The organism is Photorhabdus africana, assembly GCF_035181445.1.
GTDB lineage: Bacteria > Pseudomonadota > Gammaproteobacteria > Enterobacterales > Enterobacteriaceae > Photorhabdus > Photorhabdus laumondii.
In genome coordinates this window covers 1-253 of record NZ_JAXBVE010000266.1, presented here as the reverse complement: position 1 = coordinate 253, position 253 = coordinate 1, and the positions used below count along the sequence as shown (strand labels likewise).

1 protein-coding gene is annotated in these 253 nt (G+C 49.4%); it reads left to right on the top strand.

The window, feature by feature from the left end; translation table 11 throughout:
* Nucleotides 1–253: hypothetical protein (locus tag SLS51_RS23700; protein ID WP_323840904.1), on the top strand; the 253-nt coding region annotated here is incomplete at both ends.

Genomic DNA, 253 nt, shown 5'->3' with positions numbered 1-253 from the left:
GTAACGCCAATATCCAGGTGGGGCAGGGTTTAGCGGTTAATGCCGCTTATGCGCGCAATAATCTGGCGATTAAGATAGGTGAGGGGGATTTTTACAGCCTGGCGGTTGCAGCGAGTAATACGGAAAGCAATAAACTGGCCTCTTTCTTCAACAATATCAAACAAACTGTACTCGGTGTGATGGGCAGTCAGGCAATCAACTATCTGGTGAAGGGGGAGGAAGCTAACACGTCGGGCACTCATAAAGGCAGAGG